The 17639-nt window shown below is 70.0% G+C and carries 16 protein-coding genes; 15 read left to right on the forward strand and 1 reads right to left on the reverse strand.

What is annotated here, in order from left to right:
• The first annotated feature begins 42 nt into the window (after window positions 1-42).
• The 9 genes from DEI93_RS06215 (at window position 43) to DEI93_RS06255 (ending at window position 10093) form a co-directional block, all read left to right on the forward strand.
• Entirely contained in the window at window positions 43-576 is a 534-nt protein-coding gene (locus DEI93_RS06215) for a cell division protein SepF (RefSeq protein ID WP_111008639.1), read from the forward strand.
• 79 nt (window positions 577-655) lie between these two features.
• Window positions 656-952 carry a YggT family protein gene (locus tag DEI93_RS06220; RefSeq protein WP_111008640.1) on the forward strand — a complete coding sequence of 99 codons (297 nt, stop codon included), beginning with the start codon at window positions 656-658 and terminating at the stop codon, window positions 950-952.
• Window positions 953-1129: 177 nt separating this feature from the next.
• Window positions 1130-1822 (forward strand): DivIVA domain-containing protein, encoded by a 693-nt coding sequence (locus DEI93_RS06225; RefSeq protein ID WP_111008641.1) that lies wholly within the window; start codon window positions 1130-1132, stop codon window positions 1820-1822.
• A gap of 2 nt (window positions 1823-1824) precedes the next feature.
• Window positions 1825-2586: a signal peptidase II gene (gene lspA, locus DEI93_RS06230; protein ID WP_258372166.1), complete on the forward strand. Its 762-nt coding sequence runs from the start codon at window positions 1825-1827 to the stop codon at window positions 2584-2586.
• Window positions 2583-3506: an RluA family pseudouridine synthase gene (locus tag DEI93_RS06235; RefSeq protein ID WP_111119179.1), complete on the forward strand. Its 924-nt coding sequence runs from the start codon at window positions 2583-2585 to the stop codon at window positions 3504-3506. Before lspA ends, DEI93_RS06235 begins: the two co-directional genes overlap by 4 nt.
• Window positions 3507-3640: 134 nt before the next feature.
• A complete protein-coding gene (gene dnaE, locus DEI93_RS06240; RefSeq protein ID WP_375342161.1) occupies window positions 3641-7114 on the forward strand; it encodes a DNA polymerase III subunit alpha in 3474 nt (1157 codons plus the stop codon).
• A 46-nt stretch (window positions 7115-7160) separates the two neighbouring features.
• Entirely contained in the window at window positions 7161-8471 is a 1311-nt protein-coding gene (gene hisD / locus DEI93_RS06245; RefSeq protein ID WP_111119178.1) for a histidinol dehydrogenase, read from the forward strand.
• Between the two features lie 24 nt (window positions 8472-8495).
• Window positions 8496-8996: a transcriptional regulator NrdR gene (nrdR, locus tag DEI93_RS06250; protein ID WP_111119177.1), complete on the forward strand. Its 501-nt coding sequence runs from the start codon at window positions 8496-8498 to the stop codon at window positions 8994-8996.
• Window positions 8993-10093 carry a quinone-dependent dihydroorotate dehydrogenase gene (locus DEI93_RS06255; protein WP_111119176.1) on the forward strand — a complete coding sequence of 367 codons (1101 nt, stop codon included), beginning with the start codon at window positions 8993-8995 and terminating at the stop codon, window positions 10091-10093. The genes nrdR and DEI93_RS06255 overlap by 4 nt, the downstream gene beginning before the upstream one ends.
• A 64-nt stretch (window positions 10094-10157) precedes the next feature.
• On the opposite strand, the gene DEI93_RS06260 is transcribed toward DEI93_RS06255, so the two are convergent.
• Window positions 10158-10775, reverse strand: coding sequence for a DUF3043 domain-containing protein (locus DEI93_RS06260; RefSeq protein WP_258368406.1), 618 nt, complete (start codon window positions 10773-10775; stop codon window positions 10158-10160).
• A 10-nt stretch (window positions 10776-10785) separates the two neighbouring features.
• Between DEI93_RS06260 and DEI93_RS06265 the strand changes: the two genes are divergently transcribed.
• The 6 genes from DEI93_RS06265 to DEI93_RS06290 all read left to right on the forward strand — a co-directional run bounded on the left by DEI93_RS06265 (window position 10786) and on the right by DEI93_RS06290 (window position 17617).
• Window positions 10786-12249 (forward strand): dipeptidase, encoded by a 1464-nt coding sequence (locus DEI93_RS06265; protein ID WP_111071714.1) that lies wholly within the window; start codon window positions 10786-10788, stop codon window positions 12247-12249.
• Window positions 12250-12378: 129 nt separating this feature from the next.
• Entirely contained in the window at window positions 12379-12750 is a 372-nt protein-coding gene (locus tag DEI93_RS06270) for a HesB/IscA family protein (protein ID WP_111008933.1), read from the forward strand.
• 264 nt (window positions 12751-13014) lie between these two features.
• The gene (gene ctaC, locus DEI93_RS06275) at window positions 13015-13917 is read left to right on the forward strand and encodes an aa3-type cytochrome oxidase subunit II (RefSeq protein ID WP_111008649.1); all 903 of its coding nucleotides are present in this window, start codon (window positions 13015-13017) and stop codon (window positions 13915-13917) included.
• Window positions 13918-13927: 10 nt separating this feature from the next.
• Window positions 13928-15694 carry an aa3-type cytochrome oxidase subunit I gene (gene ctaD, locus DEI93_RS06280; RefSeq protein ID WP_111008650.1) on the forward strand — a complete coding sequence of 589 codons (1767 nt, stop codon included), beginning with the start codon at window positions 13928-13930 and terminating at the stop codon, window positions 15692-15694.
• Between the two features lie 6 nt (window positions 15695-15700).
• On the forward strand, window positions 15701-16117 hold the full coding sequence (locus DEI93_RS06285) for a cytochrome c oxidase subunit 4 (RefSeq protein WP_111008651.1): 417 nt from the start codon (window positions 15701-15703) through the stop codon (window positions 16115-16117).
• Window positions 16118-16240: 123 nt separating this feature from the next.
• Entirely contained in the window at window positions 16241-17617 is a 1377-nt protein-coding gene (locus DEI93_RS06290; protein WP_111012859.1) for a glucose-6-phosphate dehydrogenase, read from the forward strand.
• Window positions 17618-17639 lie beyond the last annotated feature (22 nt).

Raw genomic sequence — 17639 nt, forward strand, 5'->3', positions numbered from 1 at the left:
CTCGCACTGGACACGCACGAGCACCCACCACCCGGAGGAACCATGGCCCACCCGCTGCGCAAGACGATGGTGTACCTCGGCCTCGCCGACGAGGACGTCGAGTACGACGAGCCGGCCGCCCAGGCCGCGCCCTCCCAGCCGACCGCGGTCGCGACCCAGCCCGCCGTCCAGGCGGCTCCGCCCGCGCCCACCCAGTCACCCGTCGCGTCCGTCGCGACCCAGAACCAGCAGCGCGCGCAGGTGACCCCGCTCCGACGCGCCCACGCACAGAAGGCGACCCCGGTCCAGGAAATGAACGAGATCCTCACCGTCCACCCCCGCGAGTACAAGGACGCGCAGTCCATCGCCGAGAGCTTCCGCGACGGCATCCCCGTGATCATCAACCTCACCCAGATGACCGAGGGCGACGCGCGTCGCATGATCGACTTCGCGAGTGGCCTGTCGCTCGGCCTCTACGGCAAGATCGAGCGCGTCACGAGCAAGGTGTTCCTCCTGTCGCCGGCGCACGTCGCGGTGAGCGGCGAGCCCGCTGAGGTAGAGTCCGACATCGAGGCGTCCTTCTTCGCCCAGTCCTGAGGACCGCTCCCCGCGCGTCCTCCGCCGGGTCCACACCGGCCCCGGTGCCCGCCCCGACCGAACGAGTTGATCAGCCCCGATGGTGTCCCTCGTCGCGAGCATCCTGCATCTGCTGCTCCTGATCTACTTCTTCATGATGTGGGCGCGGTTCGTGCTCGACCTGCTCCGGACCTTCAACCGGTCCTGGCGGCCCCGGGGTGCCGTGCTCGTCATCGCCGAGGTCGTGTTCGGGGCCACCGACCCGCCGGTCCGCGCCGTCCGACGGGTGCTCCCGCCGATGCGCATGGGTGCGGTCGCGCTCGACTTCGGGTGGAGCATCGTGATGCTCCTCGTGATCATCCTGATGGGCGTCACGGAGCGCTTCGCCATCGCCTGACCGCGCGTCCGACCCCGCGCCACACCGGGCGACGCGGGGGGTGCGGCCGACCGGCGGTGTACGGTGGTCGGGACCCGATGCGCGTCACGCGCGCATCCGCACCGGAGGTCACGGCTGGTAGGTTCGGTCGTGACCGTTCGGTTCCACACGATCAGCAGTTCTATTGAGGTGACGGCAATGGCTTTGACGCCGGAAGACGTAGTCAACAAGCGGTTCCAGCCGACGAAGTTCCGCGAGGGCTACGACCAGGACGAGGTCGACGACTTCCTCGACGAGGTCGTCGTGGAACTGCGTCGTCTCGGGCAGGAGAACGAGGAGCTGCGCCAGCGCCTCAGCGCCGCCGAGGCCCGCGCCGCCGAGACGCCCGCGCCGGCCCCGCAGCCCGAGCCGACCCCGGAGCCGGCGCCCGTCGCCGCCGCACCGGAGCCGACCCCCGCTCCGGCGCCCGTCGCCGCCGCCGCCCCCACGACGACCACGACCGACGACGAGACCGAAGGCACCTCGAGCCTCCTGCAGCTCGCCCGTCGCCTGCACGAGGAGCACGTCCGCGAGGGCGTCGAGAAGCGTGACGCCCTCATCGCCGAGGGTCACGCCACCGCCGCGCGTCTCGTCTCCGAGGCCGAGGCGCAGCAGCGCCAGATCCTCGCCGACGCGGAGCAGCAGCAGCGGCAGCGTGTGTCGACCTACGAGCAGGAGCGCAAGCAGCTCGAGGGTCGCATCGAGGAGCTCCGCACGTTCGAGCGTGAGTACCGCGCGCAGCTCAAGAACTACATCCAGGGCCAGCTGCAGGAACTCGACAGCGCGAGCAACGAGCAGCCCAGCGGGTTCCAGCCCGCGCCGGCGTCGGCGCAGGGCTTCGGGTCCAACTGACGTTGCCCCAGCCCCACCCGGCTGCACCAGCCGAACGTCCGGCGAAGGTCAGTGTCCGCGCGATCGCGGCACTGGCCTTCGCCGCTGTCTGCGTCTACGCACTCGACCAGGTCGTCAAGGCCCTCGTCGTCGCCCACCTGACCTACGGCGCGACCGTGCCGGTGCTCGGCGGGCTCCTGCAGCTGCACTACGTCACGAACCCCGGCGCCGCGTTCTCGTTCGCCACGGGTCAGACCTGGATCTTCTCGATCGTCGCCGCCGCGGTGGTCGTCGCGATCGTGATCACGGCGCGGCGCATCCGCTCCCTCTGGTGGGCCGTGCTCTTCGGCATGTTGCTCGGCGGTGCCCTCGGGAACCTGACGGACCGCCTGACGCGGCCGCCGGGCTTCGGGCGCGGCCAGGTGGTCGACTTCATCTACACCCCGTGGATGATGCCGGCGATCTACAACATCGCCGATTCGTTCATCTGCATCAGCATGGCGATCTTCGTCGTGCTCACGCTGCTCGGCGTGAACCTCGACGGCACGCGGACGCCGTCCAAGCGGACCCAGGCCGCCCGCGCCGGCGCCGACGACCGTGCCGGCACGGACGACCGGGAGGCCCAGGGGCGCGTCCCCGGGGCGGCGCCGGCCACGGACGGGGGAGCCACCGCGGTCACGAGCGAGGCGACGTCCGCCGTGGGGGCCGCACCCGACGCGAGCGCGGGCGGACCGGCGGACGGGGACCGGGCCTCCAGGCCGTCGCTCGGGCACGACGCGACGTGAGCGAGTCGCGCAGCCTGTCCGTGCCCGACGGGCTCGCGGGCGAGCGTGTCGACGCGGCGATCGCCAAACTGCTGGGGTTCAGCCGGTCGTTCGCCGCGGACGTGGTCGCCGCCGGCGGCGTCCGGGTCGACGGGGTCGTCGTCGACAAGTCGGACCGCCTGCACGCCGACAGCTGGCTCGAGGTCGAGTGGTCGCCGAAGGAGTCGCCGCGGGTCGTCCCGATGGCGGTGCCCGGCATGACGATCGTGTACGACGACGAGGACATCGTGGTCGTGGACAAGCCGGTCGGTGTCGCGGCGCACCCGTCGCCGGGCTGGGACGGGCCGACGGTGCCCGGCGGCCTCGCGGCGGCGGGGTTCACGATCGCGACCTCGGGTGCGGCGGAACGCGCGGGCATCGTGCACCGGCTCGACGTCGGGACGAGCGGCCTCATGGTCGTGGCCAAGACGGAGCTGGCGTACACGGCGCTCAAGCGCGCGTTCAAGGAGCGGACGGTCGACAAGGTCTACCACGCGCTCGTGCAGGGGCATCCCGATCCCACCTCCGGCACCATCGACGCCCCCATCGGCCGCCACCCCTCGAGCGACTGGAAGTTCGCGGTCGTCGCGGACGGCAAGCCCAGCGTGACGCACTACGAGACCCTCGAGGCGTTCCGTGCGGCGACACTGCTCGAGGTCCACCTGGAGACCGGCCGGACCCACCAGATCCGCGTCCACATGGCGGCCACCCGGCACCCGTGCGTCGGGGACACGACGTACGGCGCCGATCCGGTGCTCAGCGCGGAACTCGGGCTGACGCGGCAGTGGCTCGACGCCGTCCGGCTCGGCTTCGAGCATCCCCGCACGGGCGTCTGGGTCGAGTTCGAGGCGGCGTACCCGGACGACCTGCGACACGCCCTGGAACTCGTCCGCGAGGGCTGAACCCGCGCGGCCCGACCACGCGATGTCGTCCGTGCCCGTTACGATTCCCGCACCAGGTCAGAGCATCGATCGCCGGAGGTTCCGTGGCGGACAGCGACTCCTTCGTCCACCTGCACGTGCACAGCGAGTACTCCATGCTCGACGGCGCGGCGCGGATCGGACAGCTCGTCGGCGAGACCGCCGCGCAGGGCATGCCGGCGGTCGCCGTGACCGACCACGGCAACATGTTCGGCGCGTTCGACTTCTGGAAGACGGCTCGTGGTGCCGGGGTCAAGCCCATCATCGGGACCGAGGCCTACATCACGCCCGGCACCCACCGGAGCGACAAGACCCGGATCCGATGGGGCGACGGCGGCGGCGACGACGTCTCCGGTGCCGGCGCGTACACGCACATGACGCTGCTCGCCGAGACCACCGAGGGCATGCACAACCTCTTCCGGTTGTCCTCCCGCGCCTCGATCGAGGGCTACTACTTCAAGCCGCGCATGGACCGCGAGCTCCTGTCGACGTACGCCAAGGGCCTCATCGCGACCACCGGGTGCCCCTCGGGCGAGGTCCAGACGCGGCTGCGCCTGGGGCAGTACGACGAGGCCGTCCGGGCCGCGGCCGACTACCGCGACATCTTCGGCGCCGACAACTACTTCTGCGAGATCATGGACCACGGGCTCGGCATCGAGCGTCGGATCATGACGGACCTGATCCGCCTCGCGAAGGACCTCGGCCTCCCGCTCGTCGCCACGAACGACCTGCACTACACGCACGCGGGCGACGCCACCTCGCACGCGGCGCTGCTCTGCGTGCAGTCCGGGTCGACGCTGAACGACCCGAACCGGTTCAAGTTCGACGCGGACGAGTTCTACCTCAAGACCCCGGCACAGATGCGGCACCTGTTCCGCGACCACCCGGACGCCTGCGACAACACCCTGGCGATCGCCGAGCGGTGCGACGTCGAGTTCGACACCTCGGCGAACTACATGCCGCGGTTCCCGACGCCCGAGGGCGAGAACGAGGAGTCCTGGTTCGTCAAGGAGGTCGAGAAGGGGCTGCACTACCGCTACCCGGACGGCATCCCGGACGCCGTGCGGAAGCGGGCGGACTACGAGGTCGGCATCATCACGCAGATGGGGTTCCCGGGGTACTTCCTCGTCGTCGCGGACTTCATCAACTGGTCGAAGGACAACGGCATCCGCGTCGGGCCGGGCCGCGGTTCCGGTGCCGGGTCCATGGCCGCCTACGCCATGCGCATCACCGACCTCGACCCACTGGCGCACGGTCTGATCTTCGAGCGGTTCCTCAACCCGGACCGCGTCTCGATGCCCGACTTCGACGTCGACTTCGACGACCGTCGCCGCGGTGAGGCGATCAAGTACGTCACCGAGAAGTACGGCGACGAACGCGTCGCGCAGATCGTCACGTACGGCACGATCAAGGCGAAGCAGGCCCTCAAGGACTCCTCGCGCGTCCTGGGGTTCCCGTTCGGCATGGGCGAGAAGCTCACGAAGGCGATGCCGCCGCCCGTGATGGGCAAGGACATCCCGCTCACGGGCATCTTCGACCGCGACCACCCGCGCTACAAGGAGGCCGCGGACGTCCGCGCCGTCGTCGAGTCGGACCCCGAGGCGCGGACGGTCTTCGACACCGCCCTTGGGCTCGAGGGCCTGAAGCGACAGTGGGGTGTGCACGCGGCCGGCGTGATCATGTCGAGCGATCCGCTCATCGACATCATCCCGATCATGAAGCGCGAGCAGGACGGCCAGATCGTCACGCAGTTCGACTACCCGGCCGCGGAGTCGCTCGGGCTGATCAAGATGGACTTCCTCGGGCTCCGCAACCTCACGATCATCAGCGACGCCATCGACAACATCAAGATGAACCGGGGGACCGACCTCGACCTCGAGTCGCTCACCCTCGACGACCCCGAGGCCTACGCGCTGCTGCAGCGGGGCGACACGCTCGGCGTGTTCCAGCTCGACGGCGGTCCGATGCGCGGGCTCCTCCGGCTCATGCGCCCCGACAACTTCGAGGACATCTCCGCGCTCATCGCGCTGTACCGGCCGGGGCCGATGGGTGCGAACTCGCACACGAACTACGCCCTGCGCAAGAACGGCGAGCAGGAGATCACGCCCATCCACCCGGAGCTCGCCGAACCGCTCGCCGACATCCTCGACACGACCTACGGCCTGATCATCTACCAGGAGCAGGTCATGGCCATCGCGCAGCGGGTGGCCGGGTTCTCGCTCGGTCAGGCCGACATCCTGCGGCGGGCGATGGGCAAGAAGAAGAAGTCCGAGCTCGACAAGCAGTACGCGGGCTTCGAGCAGGGCATGAAGGACAACGGCTACTCCGACGCGGCCATCAAGACGCTGTGGGACATCCTGTTGCCCTTCTCCGACTACGCGTTCAACAAGGCGCACTCGGCGGCGTACGGGGTGGTGTCCTACTGGACGGCGTACCTCAAGGCGCACTACCCGGCGGAGTACATGGCGGCGCTGCTGACCAGCGTCGGCGACGCCCGCGACAAGCTCGCGCTGTACCTCAACGAGTGTCGGCGCATGGGCATCAAGGTCATGCCGCCCGACGTCAACGAGTCGATCGGGTTCTTCGCCGCCGTCGGCGAGGACATCCGGTTCGGCATGGGCGCCGTGCGCAACGTCGGCTTCAACGTCGTCGACGCGATCGTGGAGGCCCGTGGGCAGAAGGGGCGCTTCGAGTCCTTCCACGACTTCCTCCGCAAGATCCCGATCACCGCCGCGAACAAGCGCACCGTGGAGTCCCTGATCAAGGCCGGTGCGTTCGACTCGCTCGGTGACACCCGGCGTGCGCTCGTCGAGATCCACGAGGGTGCGGTCGAGGCCGCGGTCAAGATCAAGCGCGACGAGGCGAACGGCAACGTCGGGTTCGACTTCGACAGCTTGTTCGCGGAGGTCGCCGAGACCGCCGCGCCCGTGTCACAGGTGCCCGAGCGGCCGGAGTGGTCGAAGCGTGACAAGCTCGCCTTCGAGCGCGACATGCTCGGTCTCTACGTGTCCGACCACCCGCTCGCCGGCCTCGAGGTCGAGCTGGCCAAGCACGCGTCGATGTCGATCGCCGACATCGTCGCGGCCGAGGACCACATCGACGGCGAGACCGTGACGGTCGCCGGGCTCCTGACGAGCGTGCAGCACCGGGTGTCGAAGAACTCGGGCAACCCGTACGGCATCGTCCAGATCGAGGACTTCGCCGGCGAGATCGGCGTCATGTTCCTCGGCAAGACCTACCAGGAGTTCGGCCCGATGCTCCAGGCGGACGCCATCGTCGTCCTGCGGGGTCGGGTGAGCGTGCGCGACGACGGCAAGAGCCTGCACGCGGTGAGCATGTTCGCGCCGAACGTCGGCGACGCCATGGGCTCGGGGCCGCTCACGCTGTCGTTGCCGGAACGGCGTGCGACGACCGAGACCGTCTCCGAGCTGGCGAAGGTGCTCGGCCGTCATCACGGGGACACCGAGGTGCGACTCCGGCTCCTCAAGGAGGACGCCGCGCGCACCTTCGAGATCCCGTTCCCGGTCGCGTTGACGCCGGATCTCTTCGGCGAGCTGAAGAGCCTGCTCGGACCGTCCTGTCTCGTGTGACCTGCGCCGTCGGTGACCGGGTCGGCCTCGGTAGGCTGGGCTGGCCATGATGCGACGAATCGACCTCCGCGGCGGTCTGCCGAACCGCGCCGAACTCCTCCGACTGATGCCGCGGGCCGCGGGTGACGTCGCGAGTGCGACGACCGCGGCGCGTGACCTGGTGGACGACGTCCGTGACCGCGGTGCCGCCGCGCTCCGCGAGCAGGCGGAGCGGTTCGACGGGGGCGCGCCCGGCGCCGTCCGCGTGGGAGCGGCAGCGATCGGCGCAGCAGTGGCCGGACTCGACCCGGTGGTCCGGAACGCGCTCGACGAGGCCATCCGGCGCGTCCGTGCGGCGAGCACCGCCCAGGTGCCCCAGGCCGCGATCACCACGCTCGCCGACGGAGCCGAGGTCCACCAGCGGTGGCGCCCCGTGCGTCGGGTCGGCCTCTACGTACCGGGCGGCAAGGCCGTGTACCCGTCGAGCGTGGTCATGAACGTCGTGCCGGCCCAGGTGGCCGGGGTGCGGTCGATCGCCCTCGTGTCCCCGCCCCAACGCGACCACGGACACGGCGTGCACCCGACGATCCTGGGGGCCGCGGGCCTCCTGGGCATCGACGAGGTCTACGCGATGGGCGGTGCGGGTGCGATCGGGGCACTGGCGCACGGTGTGCCGGAGATCGGGCTCGAGCCGGTCGACCTCGTGACCGGACCCGGCAACAACTACGTCGCGGCGGCGAAGCGGCTCGTCCGCGGCCTCGTCGGCATCGACGCCGAGGCCGGCGCGACCGAGATCCTCGTCATCGCCGACGCCTCCGCCGACGCCGAGTACGTCGCCGCCGACCTGGTGAGCCAGGCCGAGCACGACGAGCAGGCGGGCAGCGTCCTCGTGACGACGTCCGAGGCCCTGGGCGACGCGGTCGACGCCGCGATCCCGGCCCAGCTCGCCCGGCTGGCCACCGCGGATCGCGTGCGCGTGGCGCTCGGCGGCCCGCAGTCGGCCGTCGTGCTCGTCGGCTCGCTGACGGACGCCGCCACGGTCAGCAACGCGTACGGACCGGAACACCTCGAGATCCAGACGGAGGACGACGACGCCGTGCTCGCGGAGATCGACAGCGCCGGTGCGGTGTTCGTCGGGCCGTCCGCTCCGGTCAGTCTCGGCGACTACCTCGCGGGGTCGAACCACGTGCTCCCGACGGGCGGGCAGGCCCGGTTCGGCGCCGGCCTCTCGGCGGCGACGTTCCTGCGCCCGCAGCAGATCGTGCGCTACGACGCGGAGGCCCTCGCCGAGGTCGGTCCGCGCATCGTGGCGTTGGCCGAGGCGGAGCAGCTGCCGGCGCACGGGGCCGCCGTGGCCGCACGCCTCGCCCGCTCCTGACCACCCGGTACGATCGTCTGCGACATGTTCTGCCCCTTCTGCCGCCACCCGGACTCGCGCGTCGTCGACTCCCGGACCAGTGACGACGGCACGTCGATCCGTCGTCGTCGCCAGTGCCCGAACTGCGGGCGCCGGTTCTCGACCACCGAGACCGCGAGCCTCAACGTGGTCAAGCGCAACGGGGTGCTCGAGCCGTTCAGCCGCGAGAAGATCATCTCGGGCGTCCGCAAGGCGTGCCAAGGTCGCCCCGTCACCGACGCCGACCTCGCCGTGCTCGCCCAGCGCGTCGAGGAGATCGTCCGTTCGTCCGGTGCGAGCCAGATCGACGCGAACGACATCGGGCTCGCGATCCTCGATCCGCTCCGCGAGCTCGACGAGGTCGCGTACCTGCGCTTCGCCAGCGTCTACCAGGCGTTCGAGTCGCTCGACGACTTCGACGACGCCATCAAGCAACTGCGCATCGACCACCACGCCGACGCCGACGCCGACGCGGTGGCGGGCCGCAGCGCGACGAGCGCCGGATGAGCGGCGTCGCCGAAGTCCTCCTCCGGGCCGGGTACAAGGTCGTGTTCCGGGTGGTGTTCGCCCGGATGGACCCAGAACGCGCGCACCACCTGGCCTTCGGCGTGATCCGTGTCCTGCCCCGGCTCCCCGTGCTCGCCGGACTGGCCGAGCGCTACGGACGGCCCGGTGCCGCAGACGGCGTCACGACGATGGGCATCCACTTCCCGTCGCGCTTCGGGATGGCGGCGGGGTTCGACAAGGACGCCAAGGGCGTCATCGGGCTCGGGCTCCTGGGGTTCGGGCACGTCGAGGTCGGCACGCTCACCGCCCGACCGCAGCCCGGGAACGAACGGCCCCGGTTGTTCCGGCTCGTCGCCGACCGAGCGCTCGTGAACCGGATGGGGTTCAACAACGGCGGTGCCGCGCGGGCCGCCCGGCGCCTCGAACGCGCGCGTCGCTTCCCGGGCCGCCCCGTCATCGGTGTCAACATCGGCAAGAGCAGGGTCGTCCCGGTGGCCGAAGCCGTCGACGACTACCTCGAGTCGACCCGCATGCTCGCGCCGTTCGCCGACTACCTCGCCGTGAACGTCAGCTCGCCGAACACCCCGGGGCTCCGCGGTCTGCAGGAGATCGACCAGCTCCGGCCGCTGCTCGCGGCCGTGCACGGCGCTGCCCGGGGCGTGCCGACGCTCGTGAAGATCGCACCGGACCTGACTGACGAGCAGATCGACGCGATCGCGGCACTCGCGGTGGAGCTCGGGCTCGCGGGTGTCATCGCGACCAACACGACGGTCGAACGCACGGGGCTGCGCGCCGCCGAGGACGTCGTCGCCGCCCTCGGCGTGGGTGGTCTCTCCGGCGCGCCGCTCGCGGAGCGGTCCCTCGCGGTCCTGCGTCGTGTGCGCGCTGCGGTACCGGACGACTTCTGCGTGATCGCGGTCGGCGGGGTGACGACCGAGGCCGACGTCGAGGCCCGCATCGAGGCCGGCGCGACGCTCGTGCAGGGCTACACGGCGTTCCTCTACGAGGGACCGACGTGGGCCATGCGCATCAACCGACTGCGTCGGCGTCGCCACCGGCGTGCGGCGCGGCGCGCGGCTGCCGCGGCGCGCGCCTGATCGGCCGCAGGAACGACGGGAGGCCCGGTGCGAGCGTGCACCGGGCCTCCCGTCCGTCCGGTCGTCAGACGGGGTACTGACCGCGCTTGACCTGCGGCTTCGGCAGTCGGAGGAACCGCATCTGGAACTGTCGGGTCACCACGTAGAGGAACGTGCCACGCTGCAGCGACCCCGACCCCCACTTCGCGGTGATGCGACGGCGCAGCGCGAGGAACGTGACGACGGCGTCGAGCAGGAACAGCGCGACGAAGAGCCAGATGAGGACGAACGCGATGCCCTCGATCGCCGTCACGGCCAGCGAGACGATGAGGAACACCGCCATGAGGGGGAGCATCACCTCGCCGACGCTCCATCGGGCGTCGACGTAGTCGCGGACGTACCGGCGCTGCTCACCGCGGTCCTTGGCCGGGAGGTAGCGCTCCTCGCCGTTCGCCAGGCCGACGCGAGCACGCTCGCGGTCGTCCGTCAGGCGTGCCCGCGCGGCCTTGCGGTCCGCCGGGGTCGCGCCGACGATCGGGCGCCGGTTCGCGGCCTCACGCTCCCGACGGCTCGGGGTGGGTCGCCCCTTGCCCCGGGCGGGGGCGCCCGCCGCGAGGAGTTCCTCGTCGGACGGGTTGACCGTCGTGTTCGTCTTGGGTTGCGCCTTGGCCACGGTGTCCTCGATCGTTGCTCGGACTGACAAGATTACCCGCATGACCGACTCCGCACAGCACGCGCCCGAGACCGATCCGACCCTGCTCGCCGCGCTGCGCGACGCGGTCCAGGGCGGCCTGCCGACCACCATCGCCGACCTGTCGGCGCTCATCCGGATCCCCTCCGTGTCGTGGTCCGCGTTCGACCCGTCCGCGGTCCAGGCGAGTGCTGAGGCCGTCGCCGACCTCGCGCGCTCCACGGGCGTGTTCGAGGACGTCCGGGTCGTCCGCTCCGCGATCGCGGGCGCCGAGGGCGAGGGCGCCGACGCGACGGCCGGAACCGACGGGGGCGCGGCGCTCGGACAGCCGGCGGTGCTCGCGGTGCGGCGCGCGCGGAACGGCCGACCGACCGTGATGCTGTACGCGCACCACGACGTCCAGCCGCAGGGTGACGAGGCGCTGTGGGAGACGCCGCCGTTCGAGCCGACCCTCCGCGGGGAGCGTCTGCACGGGCGGGGCGCTTCGGACGACAAGGCCGGCGTGATGACGCACATCGCGTCGCTGCGCGCCCTGCGTGCGGTCGTCGACGACGCCGACCTCGACCTCGGCATCGTCCTCTTCGTCGAGGGCGAGGAGGAGTTCGGGTCGCGCTCGTTCACCACGTTCCTCCGCGAGCAGCGCGAGCACCTCGCGGCCGACGTGATCGTCGTCGCGGACAGTGACAACTGGTCCACCGACGTCCCGGCGATCACGGTGAGCCTGCGCGGCAACGTGACCTTCCGCTTGACGGTGACGACGCTCGAGCACGCGTCGCACAGCGGGATGTTCGGCGGTGCCGTGCCGGACGCGATGATGCCCATGGTGCGCCTCCTCGCGTCGCTCCACGACGACGCCGGCACCGTGGCGGTGCCCGGGCTCACGCGGTACGACGGTCCGGTGCCCGAGCGGAGCGAGGAGCAACTCGCGGCCGAGGCGGCGTTCGTCGACGGCGTCCGGCCCGTGGGGGAGGGCCCGCTGCTCGGCCGCATGTGGTCCGGGCCCTCGGTGACCGTCACGGGCATGGACGTGCCGAGCGTGGCGAACGCGTCGAACACGCTCCTGCCGACGGTCTCCGCGCGGGTCTCCATCCGGGTCGCCCCCGGGCAGTCGGCGACCGACGCCTTCGCGGCCGTGGAGGCGCACATCCGCGCCAACACCCCGTTCGGCGCGCGGGTCGACATCACCGACGTCGACACCGGCGACGGGTTCCTCGTCGACACGAGCGGCTGGGCCGTGCGCGAGGCCCGGACGGCCATGACCGAGGGGTGGGGTGCGCAGCCGGTCGAGCAGGGGATCGGCGGCTCGATCCCGTTCGTGTCGGACCTCGCCGCCGAGTTCCCCGCCGCGCAGATCCTCGTCACCGGCGTCGAGGACCCGGACACCCGCGCGCACAGCCCGAACGAGTCGCAGCACCTGGGCGTCCTGCACCGCGCCATCGCCGCCGAGACGATCCTGCTGGCCCGCCTCGGCACTCGCTCCGTCTGAGCGGCCCGCCGTCGGGCCTCCCGTCCGGTCCGCACGACCCGGGAGGCCCGACCCGGTGCACGGCGTCGGTGCGCGCGCCTACAATCGGAACGAGCCGCGGTGACCTGCACCGCGCGGAGGGAGACGGCGATGACCGACACCACCACGACGATCGAGAAGCCGGCCGCGGCACCGTCCCACGGCGTGCTGCTGTCCGACGCGGCTGCGGCGAAGGTCGCGAGCCTGCTCGAGCAAGAGGGCCGCGACGATCTCCGGCTCCGTCTGGCCGTCCAGCCGGGCGGCTGCTCGGGCCTCATCTACCAGCTGTACTTCGACGAGCGCCTGCTCGAGGGTGACGCCACCGCCGAGTTCGACGGGGTCGAGGTGGTGGTGGACCGGATGAGCGTGCCCTACCTCGACGGTGCGACCATCGACTTCGAGGACACCATCCAGAAGCAGGGTTTCACCATCGACAACCCGAACGCGCAGGGCAGCTGCGCGTGCGGCGACAGCTTCCACTGACCAGCACCGATCGCGGCGCACGCAGGGCACCGGCCCTGCCGCGGCACCGCAGCGAGCGAGGGACGACCGGGCGACCGGCGTCCCTCGTGCTGCGTTGGGCGACACCTGTGGGCTTCCGAAGCCGCCCGCGAGCGTGTCGCGTGTGCACGTCGGCACCCTGGCTGCGAGTAAGCTAGGAGTGTTCCACCCAGTCTGGGAACGAGCCCTGCGTCGAGCTGATTCGATGCGGTCACGTCCCGACAACCGTCTTCGCGAGAGGTAACAGTGCGTTCGAATCGCCGTATACGTTGGGCGGCCATCCCGGTGGCCGTCGGTCTGGTCATCGCACTGGCCGGTTGCACGCAGCAGCAGCTGAACGGCTGGCTGCCGGGCACCGAGCACACGCGGGACACGACCAACCACACGAGTGCGACGGTCGGCCTCTGGGTGACGAGCTGGATCGTCCTCCTCGCGGTCGGTCTCATCACCTGGGGCCTGATCATCTGGGCCGCGGTGGTCTACCGCCGCCGCAAGGGCCAGACCGGCCTCCCGGTGCAGCTCCGGTACAACATGCCGATCGAGATCTTCTACACGATCGTGCCGCTCATCCTGGTGCTCGGCTTCTTCGCCTTCACCGCCAAGGACCAGGCCGCGATCGAGAAGCCGTTCGCACACCCCGACGCCACCATCCACGTGTACGCCAAGCGCTGGGCGTGGGACTTCAACTACATCGACCAGAACGACGCCAAGAAGTCGGTCTACTACCAGGGCATCCAGGCCCAGGAAGAAGACAACGGCACCGGCGACATCAAGACCAACCAGCTGCCGACCCTCTACCTGCCCAAGGGCAAGAAGGTCGAGATCGAGCTGTCCTCGCGCGACGTGGACCACTCGTTCTGGGTCGTCGACTTCCTCTACAAGAAGGACACGATCCCCGGCCGGACCAACTACGAGTACTTCATCCCGGAGAAGACCGGCACCTACCAGGGCAAGTGTGCCGAGCTCTGCGGCGAGTACCACTCGCTCATGCTCTTCCAGGTGAAGGTCGTGTCGCCGGCGAAGTACCAGGCGTACCTCGCGTCCCTCCGCGACCAGGGCAAGGTCGGTCTGCTCGGCAACGAGTACAACACCGACTCGAACCAGCCGAACAACGTGGCGCCCGCGCAGGCCGCCGGTACCGAGAAGTAAGGCTCGCTCCATGACCACTTCCGCATTCGTCGGCCAGTCGGCCCCGACCTCGACGCCGGACTTCGCGGCCTCGCGGGTGGGCCGCAAGGGCAACATCATCGTCAACTGGATCACGTCGACGGACCACAAGACGATCGGGTACATGTACCTGATCGCCTCGTTCCTGTACTTCCTGCTGGCAGGAGTGATGGCGCTCGTGATCCGTGCGCAGCTCTTCGAGCCCGGCCTGCACGTCGTGGCGACGAAGGAGCAGTACAACCAGCTGTTCACGATGCACGGCACGATCATGCTGCTGCTGTTCGCGACGCCGCTGTTCTCCGGGTTCGCGAACGCGATCATGCCGCTGCAGATCGGCGCGCCCGACGTCGCCTTCCCGCGCCTCAACGGGTTCGCGTTCTGGCTGTACTTCTTCGGCGGCCTCATCGCGGTCGGCGGGTTCCTCACGCCGCAGGGTGCCGCCTCGTTCGGATGGTTCGCCTACGCGCCGTTGTCGGACACCACGTTCACACCAGGTCTCGGCGGGACGTTGTGGGTCTTCGGCCTGGGCCTGACCGGCTTCTCGACGATCCTCGGTGCCGTGAACTTCATCACGACGATCATCACGATGCGCGCGCCGGGCATGACCATGTTCCGCATGTCGATCTTCACCTGGAACACCCTCATCACCGCGCTGCTCGTGCTGATGGCGTTCCCGGTGCTCGCCGCGGCGCTGTTCGGACTCGGCCTCGACCGTGTGTTCGGTGCGCAGGTGTTCAACCCTGCCAACGGTGGTGCGCTGCTCTGGCAGCACCTGTTCTGGTTCTTCGGCCACCCCGAGGTCTACATCATCGCGCTGCCGTTCTTCGGCATCGTGTCCGAGGTCTTCCCGGTCTTCAGCCGGAAGCCGATCTTCGGCTACAAGACGCTCGTCTACGCCACGATCACCATCGCGGCCCTGTCGGTGACGGTGTGGGCGCACCACATGTACGTCACCGGCGGCGTGCTCCTGCCGTGGTTCTCGCTCATGACGATGCTCATCGCGGTCCCGACCGGCGTGAAGATCTTCAACTGGGTCGGCACGATGTGGCGCGGTTCGGTCACCTTCGAGACGCCCATCCTCTGGGCCATCGGGTTCCTCGTGACGTTCACCTTCGGTGGCCTCACGGGCGTGATCCTCGCCTCGCCGCCGCTCGACTTCCACGTGTCCGACTCGTACTTCGTCGTCGCGCACTTCCACTACGTGGTGTTCGGCACGGTCGTGTTCGCGATGTTCTCGGGCTTCTACTTCTGGTGGCCCAAGTGGACCGGCAAGATGCTCAACGAGCGCCTCGGCAAGATCCACTTCTGGCTGCTGTTCATCGGGTTCCACACGACGTTCCTCATCCAGCACTGGCTCGGCGTCGTCGGTATGCCCCGTCGCTACGCCACGTACCTGCCGCAGGACGGCTTCACCTGGATGAACCAGCTGTCGACCATCGGCGCGATGATCCTCGGCGTCTCGTTCCTGCCGTTCATCTACAACGTCTACGTCACCGCGCGGCACGCGCCCAGCGTCGCCGTGAACGACCCGTGGGGCTACGGCCGCTCGCTCGAGTGGGCGACCTCCTGCCCGCCGCCGCGGCACAACTTCACCTCGATCCCGCGCATCCGGTCGGAGTCGCCGGCGTTCGATCTGAACCACCCCGAGGCGGGGATCCCGATCGGTGTCGGTCCGGCGATGGACGCTCCGGACGCGCAGACGCACGACGCGGCGACAGGCAAGACCCGGAACCCGAACCAGACCGACCAGAAGTTCTGAGGAACCATGCGCGCTAGTACCAACCTGTTCTGGATCCTCGCGATCTTCTTCTTCGTGGCGGACGCGGCGTACACGATCTGGGGCATCCTCGCCACCAACCAGATCGAGTGGGTGGGCACGGTCTCGATCGGTCTCACCGGGATCCTGGGGGTGTTCATCGCCTTCTACCTGGGCCGGACGTTCGCAGCGCAGGACGGCGTACTGCCCGAGGACCGCACCGACGCGAACATCGAGGACGGTGACGCCGAACTCGGTCACTTCAGCCCCTGGTCCTACTGGCCGATCACGCTCGCGGCCGCGGCGGCGATCTGCTTCCTCGGCGTCGCAGCCGGGTGGTGGATCTTCGCCATCGGCGCCTCCATCGGGATCGTGGCGCTCGTCGGCTGGACCTACGAGTACTACCGCGGCAACTTCGGACACTGATCCGCACCTGACGCTCATCGGGCGGCACCCTCACCGGTGCCGCCCGACGTGCGTCCGGGCCGATCCCGACCGGTCCGATCGGACGCGGTCGACACCCGCACATCCATCCGAAAGGAGTCACCCCTGGTGACCGACAAGCGCACTCTCATCGTCTTCGGCGCAACCGGCGACCTCGCCGCCCGGCTGCTGCTCCCCGGTCTCGGGACGTTCCTCCAGAGCGCCCGTTCCGTCCCCGTCAAGCTCATCGGCACGGGCCGGAGCGCCCGCTCGGAGGAAGCCTGGACCAAGGTCGTCAAGGACGCCTTCGATTCGCAGCACGTCTCGGGGCCCGAGGTCGACGCGACGCTCGAGTCGACGGTCTTCATGCAGGGCGACCCGAAGGACCCGGCCCACCTCAAGGCCATGCTCGACGCCGCTGAGGGCGAGCCGGTGTTGTACTTCGCGCTGCCGCCGCAGATCGCGTCGGACATCTGCGACGCCCTCGCGGAGCTCGAACTCCCCGAGGGCACGACCCTGGCGTTCGAGAAGCCGTTCGGCACGGATGTCGAATCGGCTCGGGCGCTGAACGAGACCGTCCTCCAGCTCGTCCCCGAGGAGCGCGTGCACCGCACCGACCACTTCCTCGGCCGGTCGACCGTGCTCAACATCATCGGTCTGCGGTTCGCCAACCGGATGTTCGAGCCGATCTGGAACGCGGACAACATCGAGAAGGTCGAGATCCTCTACGACGAGACCCTCGGCCTCGAGGGCCGCGCGCAGTACTACGACGACGCCGGTGCGCTCGTCGACATGATCCAGAGCCACCTGCTCCAGATCCTCGCGCTCGTCACGATGGACGCGCCCGCTGCGGTTGACGCCGTCGAGCTGCGGTCGTCGCTCGCCCGGGTGCTGCGGTCGACCCACCTCGTCGACGACGACCCGCTCAAGGCGAGCCGGCGTGCGCGCTACGTCGCGGGCACGATCGACGGCAAGGAGCTGCCGTCGTACGCGGACGAGGACGGCGTCGACCCCGAGCGCCAGACCGAGACCCTCGCCGAGATCAACGTCGAGGTCGACACCGCCCGCTGGCAGGGCGTGCCCTTCACGCTTCGTTCGGGCAAGGCGCTCGGTGCGAGCCGTAAGGAGGTCCTCGTCACCTTCAAGCCGGTGCCGCGACTCCCGTCCGGCCTCGAGGGACAGCCGGTGTCGGACACGCTGCGCATCGTCCTCAACCCGGACGAGATCGAGCTGAGCCTGTCGGCGAACGGTGGGGGCAACCCGTTCGAGATGGGGCAGATCGTCCTGTCGTCGTCGTTCGACAGTGGCGAGCTCACGCCCTACGGTGAGGTCCTGAGCGGGATCTTCCACGACGACCCGCTGCTGTCGATCCGCGGCGACGTCGCGGTCCGCTGCTGGGAGATCGTCCAGCCCGTCGTGGACGCCTGGAAGCGTCGCGAGGTCCCGCTCGACGACTACCGTGCCGGCTCGCGTGGCCCCGCCGACTGGGAGTCCTCGTCCTGATCCCCTGACGTCGATCGTCGTC

The organism is Curtobacterium sp. MCBD17_035 (assembly GCF_003234815.2).
Classification (GTDB): domain Bacteria; phylum Actinomycetota; class Actinomycetes; order Actinomycetales; family Microbacteriaceae; genus Curtobacterium.